At 72.7% G+C, this 6077-nt stretch carries 4 protein-coding genes; 2 read left to right on the top strand and 2 right to left on the bottom strand.

Annotated features, from left to right (window positions below):
- Nucleotides 1–535: 535 nt before the first annotated feature.
- Both NBW84_RS21650 and NBW84_RS21645 read right to left on the bottom strand, forming a co-directional pair.
- Nucleotides 536–709, bottom strand: coding sequence for a hypothetical protein (locus tag NBW84_RS21650; RefSeq protein ID WP_250286886.1), 174 nt, complete (start codon nt 707–709; stop codon nt 536–538).
- Between the two features lie 29 nt (nt 710–738).
- Entirely contained in the window at nt 739–1140 is a 402-nt protein-coding gene (locus NBW84_RS21645) for a PaaI family thioesterase (protein ID WP_445548803.1), read from the bottom strand.
- A gap of 506 nt (nt 1141–1646) precedes the next feature.
- Between NBW84_RS21645 and polA the strand changes: the two genes are divergently transcribed.
- Both polA and NBW84_RS21630 read left to right on the top strand, forming a co-directional pair.
- Nucleotides 1647–4448 carry a DNA polymerase I gene (gene polA, locus NBW84_RS21635; RefSeq protein ID WP_250286883.1) on the top strand — a complete coding sequence of 934 codons (2802 nt, stop codon included), beginning with the start codon at nt 1647–1649 and terminating at the stop codon, nt 4446–4448.
- A gap of 639 nt (nt 4449–5087) precedes the next feature.
- The coding region (locus tag NBW84_RS21630) for a GGDEF domain-containing protein (protein WP_250286881.1) at nt 5088–6077 on the top strand (990 nt) is incomplete at its 3' end.

Raw genomic sequence — 6077 nt, 5'->3', positions numbered from 1 at the left:
GGCCGGGCTGGCCGGGTGCTCTGCCGGCCGGCCAGCCCGGCCAGCACCGCCGGCCGGCCGCTCCGCTCGCCGCCGGCCATCCGGGCCGGCGTGGCCGCCCGGATGGCCGGCGGCGAGCGGGCGGGGAGTGGGAAGTGGGTATCCCGTAGGGCCGCAACCGCCGGCACCACAGGCCTGACGGACGCCGCCGCCTCCCGCGTCGGCTACCCGAATCCGCATGGTGCGGGTTGGCGGACAGCCAGCGAACAGTTGTAAGCGGCAGATAAATAAGTGAAACCCGGGACGGCCTTTGGCGCCGTCCGCGCCTTCCCCGTGCGCGGACGTTATCTACTCGTCCATCCCGGGTCCCACTGTCAGTGGACGCTAGGACCCAACCGCCGTCGGCGTCAATTCGCCGGGCGGAGCGCATCCGCCTGTTGTTTGTGCACTGTGTCTTCCCGCTGTGATCAGCGGTTCCGCGGCGTTGTGACGGTGTCCCGTTCCCGTCCGCCGGCCGGAGCGCGGCCTGCAGCCGGGCCTTCCTGTCGGCCTTGTGTCACGTGGTGGCCGGCACACGCGTGGTGGCCGGCACATACACCTGGGCGGGAACAGGCCGGCCGGGACGGCTGGACAGCCGCGTCCCGCCCGGCTCGACGGGCAGCGGCAGCAGCCCTGGCCCCTCCCGCGACCGTTCCGGGAAGTTGTCGCTATGTTTTGTTTCTGTTGTCACCGCCTCCGGTGTCGCCGCCGTCCTCGGTGTCACGGCCTCCGGCTGTTGTCACCGTCGCCGGTCGGTGCCGGGGCGCCGCCGGCCGGTACCCGGTCGCGGAGCATGCAGGTCAGGCGGGACGTGCACACCAGGCGCCCGGCATCGTCGGTGATCCGGATGTCGAAGGTGGCCAGGGACCGGCTGGCGTGTACCCGGGTCGCGACGCCGGTGACCGTCCCGGACGACGCGGCCCGGTGATGGGTGGCGCTGATCTCGATACCGACCGCCGCCCGGCTGGGACCGGCGTTCAGCATGGCGCCGACCGACCCGGCCGTCTCGGCCAGCACCACCGAGGCGCCGCCGTGCAGCAGCCCGTACGGCTGCCGGTTGCCCGCCACGGGCATGGTCGCGACCACGCGCTCGGTGCTCGCCTCGACGATCGTGATGCCCATCCGCTCGGCGAGCTCGCCGCGCCGGGTGTTGACCGCCGCCAGCACGGCCACCGGGTCGGAAGGGTCCACGACGATGACGTGGTCACCGGCGCCGCCGTCGGCCGGGCCGCGGCGAGCGGAGTCGTGATCGGAAGCCGTCGCTGTGTGTGATGGAACCGACGGGCCCGGCGCGCTCCCCGATGACGGGGCATTCCACGAAGTCTGCGAATCTGTCACGTCAAAAACCTACATATCTCCCCACCCGCGCACCGGCATGGCGTGGGGCCGGCATGGCGTGGGGCGGGCCGGCGAACCGCGATGGCGGCGTACCGGGCGCCGGGCCGCGGCGGGGGAGGGGCCGGGCCCGCGGGTCCGGCCGGCCAGGGCCGCCGCCCCGGGCGCCAGGCCGGTGATCTCTCCAGGGATGATCACGGACCGGGCCGGCGGCCGCCGCCCCGGGCGCCGGGCCGGTGACGGCGCGTTCCCTGCCGGAAGGACTGTCGGACCGTCTCCATAGAATTGCCGTCGTGCCCGCCACGACCACGACCTCCGGCAACCCCCCCGTCGGCAAGGCTGCTGCCGGCAAGGCTGCTGCCGGCCGGCCGTCGCGCGCGGCGTCCGCCCGGCCGGCCGGCGGCGCGGCGGCGGGGGCCACGGCGGGTGAACCGCGGCTGCTCCTCCTCGACGGCCACTCCCTGGCCTACCGGGCGTTCTTCGCGCTGCCGGTGGAGAACTTCTCCACCACGACGGGGCAGCCGACCAACGCCGTCTACGGCTTCACCTCGATGCTGATCAACGTGCTGCGGGACGAGCGCCCCACCCACGTCGCGGTGGCCTGGGACCTGCCGACCCCGACCTTCCGGCACACCCAGTACGCCGAGTACAAGGCGGGACGGGCCGAGACGCCCGCGGACTTCGTCGGTCAGGTCAGCCTCATCCACCAGGTGTGCGACTCCCTGGCCGTCCCCGGGGTCGCCGCCGCCGGCTACGAGGCCGACGACGTCATCGCCACGCTCGCCACCCAGGGCGCGGCCCTGGACATGCAGGTCCTCGTCGTCACCGGTGACCGGGACGCGCTGCAGCTCGTCGACGAGCGGGTGACGGTGCTGATGACCCGGCGCGGCATCAGTGACATGACCAGGTTCACCCCCGCCGAGGTGGAGGCGAAGTACGGCCTCACCCCGGCGCAGTACCCGGACTTCGCCGCGCTGCGCGGGGACCCGTCGGACAACCTGCCGTCGGTGCCCGGGGTGGGGGAGAAGACCGCCACCAAGTGGATCCAGCAGTTCGGGTCGCTGGCCGCCCTGGTGGACCGGGCCGACGAGGTCGGCGGGAAGGCGGGGGCCTCGCTGCGCGCGCACCTGGCCAACGTGATCCGTAACCGTTCCCTGACCGAGCTGGCCCGTGACGTGCCGCTGGCGGTCACACCCACCGACCTCCAGCTCCGGCCGTGGGACCGGGAGGCCGTCCACCAGCTCTTCGACACCCTGCAGTTCCGGGTGCTGCGGGAGCGGCTGTACGCGGCGCTGGGCACGGTCGAGCCCGAGGCCGACGCCGGCTTCGAGGTGACCGCGCGGGTGCTCGAGCCCGGGGAGGTGGCCGGCTGGCTGACCGCGCACACCGGCGGCGGGCAGCGCCTCGGCGTGTACGTCCGGGGCGGCTGGGGCCGGGGCACCGGCAGCGTGACCGGCCTCGCGCTCGCCACCGCCGCCGGCGCCGGCGCCTGGATCGACCCCACCGCGCTCACCGCGGACGACGACGCGGCGCTGGCCGCCTGGCTGGCCGACGAGCGCCGGCCCAAGGCCGCCCACGACGTCAAGGGGCCCATGCTCGCGCTCGCCGCCCACGGGTTCTCCCTCGCCGGTGTCACCAGCGACACCGCGCTCGCCGCCTACCTGGCCCTGCCCGGCCAGCGCACCTTCGACCTCGCCGACCTCGTCCTGCGCTACCTGCGGCGCGACCTGCGCCCGGAGACGTCCGGGACGGGGCAGCTGACCATCGACGGGTCGGACGAGACGGACGCCGCCGCCGCCGACGTCGTGCGGGCCCGCGCGACGCTGGAGCTCGCCGACGCCCTCGACGCCGACCTGGACCGCCGCGGCGCCACCGCGCTGCTGCGCGACGTCGAGCTCCCGCTGGTCACGGTGCTCGCCGGGATGGAGCGGGCGGGGATCGCGGCCGACACCGACCACCTGCTCGAGCTCCAGAAGCACTACGGCGCGCAGGTCACCGAGGTGGCCGCGCAGGCCCACGAGATCGTCGGCCGGCCGTTCAACCTCAGCTCGCCCAAGCAGCTGCAGGTGATCCTCTTCGACGAGCTGGGCCTGCCGAAGACCAAGAAGATCAAGACCGGCTACACCACCGACGCGGACGCGCTGGCCTGGCTGGCCACCCAGGCCGACCACCCGCTGCTGGCCGTGCTCCTGCGCCACCGTGACGTCGCCCGGCTGCGCACGGTGGTGGACTCGCTCATCCCGATGATCGACGACGCCGGCCGCGTCCACACGACGTTCAACCAGATGATCGCGGCGACCGGACGGCTGTCCTCGGCTGACCCCAACCTGCAGAACATCCCGGTGCGCACCGCCGAGGGCCGCCAGATCCGCCGGGCGTTCGTCGTCGGCTCGGGGTACGAGTCCCTGCTCACGGCCGACTACTCGCAGATCGAGATGCGTATCATGGCGCACCTCTCCGGTGACCAGGGGCTGATCGAGGCGTTCGCCTCGGGTGAGGACCTGCACACGTTCGTCGCCGCCCAGGCGTTCGGCATCCCGGTGGGCGAGGTCGACCCGGAGCTGCGCCGCCGGATCAAGGCCATGTCCTACGGGCTGGCCTACGGCCTGTCGGCGTTCGGGCTCGCCGGTCAGCTCGGCATCCACCCGGAGGAGGCCCGCGCGCAGATGGAGGCGTACTTCGCCCGGTTCGGCGGGGTGCGTGACTTCCTGCGCGGCGTGGTCGAACGGGCCCGCGCGGACGGCTACACCGAGACGATTCTCGGCCGCCGCCGCTACCTTCCCGATCTGACCAGTGACAACACGCAGCGACGGCAGATGGCCGAGCGGATGGCGCTCAACGCCCCCATCCAGGGCTCCGCGGCCGACATCATCAAGATCGCGATGCTCGGTGTCGACCGGCGGCTGCGGGAGCACGGGGCACGGTCACGGCTGCTGCTGCAGGTGCACGACGAGCTCGTCCTGGAGATCGCCCCGGGCGAGCGCGCCGACGTCGAGGCGCTGGTGCGCGCCGAGATGGGCGGGGCCTACCGGATGTCGGTCCCCCTCGAGGTCAGCGTCGGTTCCGGCCGGACATGGGACGACGCGGCGCACTGACATCTCCGGCGCCGTCCCGGCGCCATTCCCGTCACCGCCCGTCATTTCTGTCGCCCTCCGTCCTGTTGTCATCTTTTCTGTCGCCATCCGTTATTGTCCTTTTTACGCGGTTGCTGTCCGTTCTGTCGCCACGGACGTCTGCCACCGGATGCCCCGACGTGGGCGTGGACCGTCGGATTCGGGTTACTGTGGAGAAACGGCATCGTTCCCGTGTCGTGATATGAACGTCAACTAAATGTCCGGCCCGTTCCCATCCGTATCTCGCCGAGTGGGTTTTTCCCGGGTCCGGGCGGTCGCCCGGACAGGTGCAGGTGCGTCGCGGTGCGCGAGCGTCGCAGTGCGTGAGCCGCTCCCAGCTGTGGGCTGACAGGTTCCGCCGGCCCGGCGAGCCCCGTCGGCGAGCCTGGTGGAAAGACCGAGGCCCGGCAGCCATGTCGAGGCCCGGCGGAAAGGCATTGTGTCGTTGTCCGTGTAGTGCACCGATGGCCATGAAGTGGAGCCGTCTACGCCGTCGCGCCCGGCCGCCCCGGATCCGGGATATGTCCCGGACTCGGTCCATGCCCCGGATTCGGGTCATATTCCGGATTCGGCCGGTGCGGCCGTGGCGCCGCGCACCCGATGGCAGGAGGACCGATCGCCGTGAGCCTCTCGTTCTTCACGGACCGGCGGCTTTTCCTGATTGTTCTTTCCACGGTGGGCATCGTCGCGTTCACGGCGTTGGCCCTGCTGCCCGGCTCGCCGGGGCAGGACCGGCTCGCCACGTGGCTGGCGGCGGCGATCAGCGCGGCCAACCTGCTCGCGGCCATGCTGCTGGCCCGGATCGGCCCAAGAGCGCACCAGCTCCTGGTCTTCTCCTCACTGCTGGCCGTCACGATCGCGCTGGGCGGCAGCGACTCGGGCCGGGACAGCGACCTCTACCTGCTCTGGTACTTCTGGATCGCCGCCTACGCCGCGATGGTCGTCCGCCTGCGGGTCGCGCTCCTGCACGCGCTGGTCATCAGCGCCAGCGCGGTGCTGGGGGTTGCTCTCAAGGGCGACCTGTACCCCGGTGGGGCGGCGGTGGTGATGGCCATCGTCACGATCGTCGCCACCACCCTGGTGACGTTCTGGGTCGGCCGCTGGAACCATCTGCTGATCGTCCGTGACCTGCTGACGGGCCTGGCGAACCGGTCCGGCCTCGCCCACGCCGCCCAGCCGGCGATCGCCGCGGCGGTCGCCGACGGCCGGCACGCCGTCCTGGTGCTCCTCGACATCAACCGGTTCCGTGAGGTCAACGACGCCCTCGGCCATCCCGCCGGCGACCGGTTGCTCCAGGTCGTCGCGATGCAGCTGCGTAACGTGGCGACGGATCCCGCCCTGGTCGGACGTCTCGGCGGCGACGAGTTCGCCGTCGTCCTGTGCGGGCTCGAGCTGCCCGACGAGCCCGCCGCCGCCCACGAGCACCTGCGCGCGATCGGCCGTACCGTGATCAGGCAGCTGCGCGGCCCGTTCCGCATCGACGGGGTCGACGTGGAGGTGGAGGCCAGCGCGGGCGTGGCGGCCGCGCCGACGCACGGCACGACCCTCGGCACGCTGCTGCCGGCCGCGGACGCGGCCCTGCACGCGGCCGCCCGTGAGAGCGAGCGGGTC

This window comes from Protofrankia sp. CiP1_Cm_nod2 (assembly GCF_920664355.1).
Taxonomy (GTDB): Bacteria; Actinomycetota; Actinomycetes; order Frankiales; family Frankiaceae; genus Protofrankia.
The sequence above is the reverse complement of the archived record's forward strand: the minus strand, read 5'-3'. Positions and strand labels throughout refer to the sequence as shown.

What these genes read in the sequence shown, in the direction of transcription:
- NBW84_RS21645 (WP_445548803.1), bottom strand. Translation starts at nt 1,140, where the DNA reads ATGGGCATCACGATCGTCGAGGCGAGCACCGAGCGCGTGGTCGCGACC.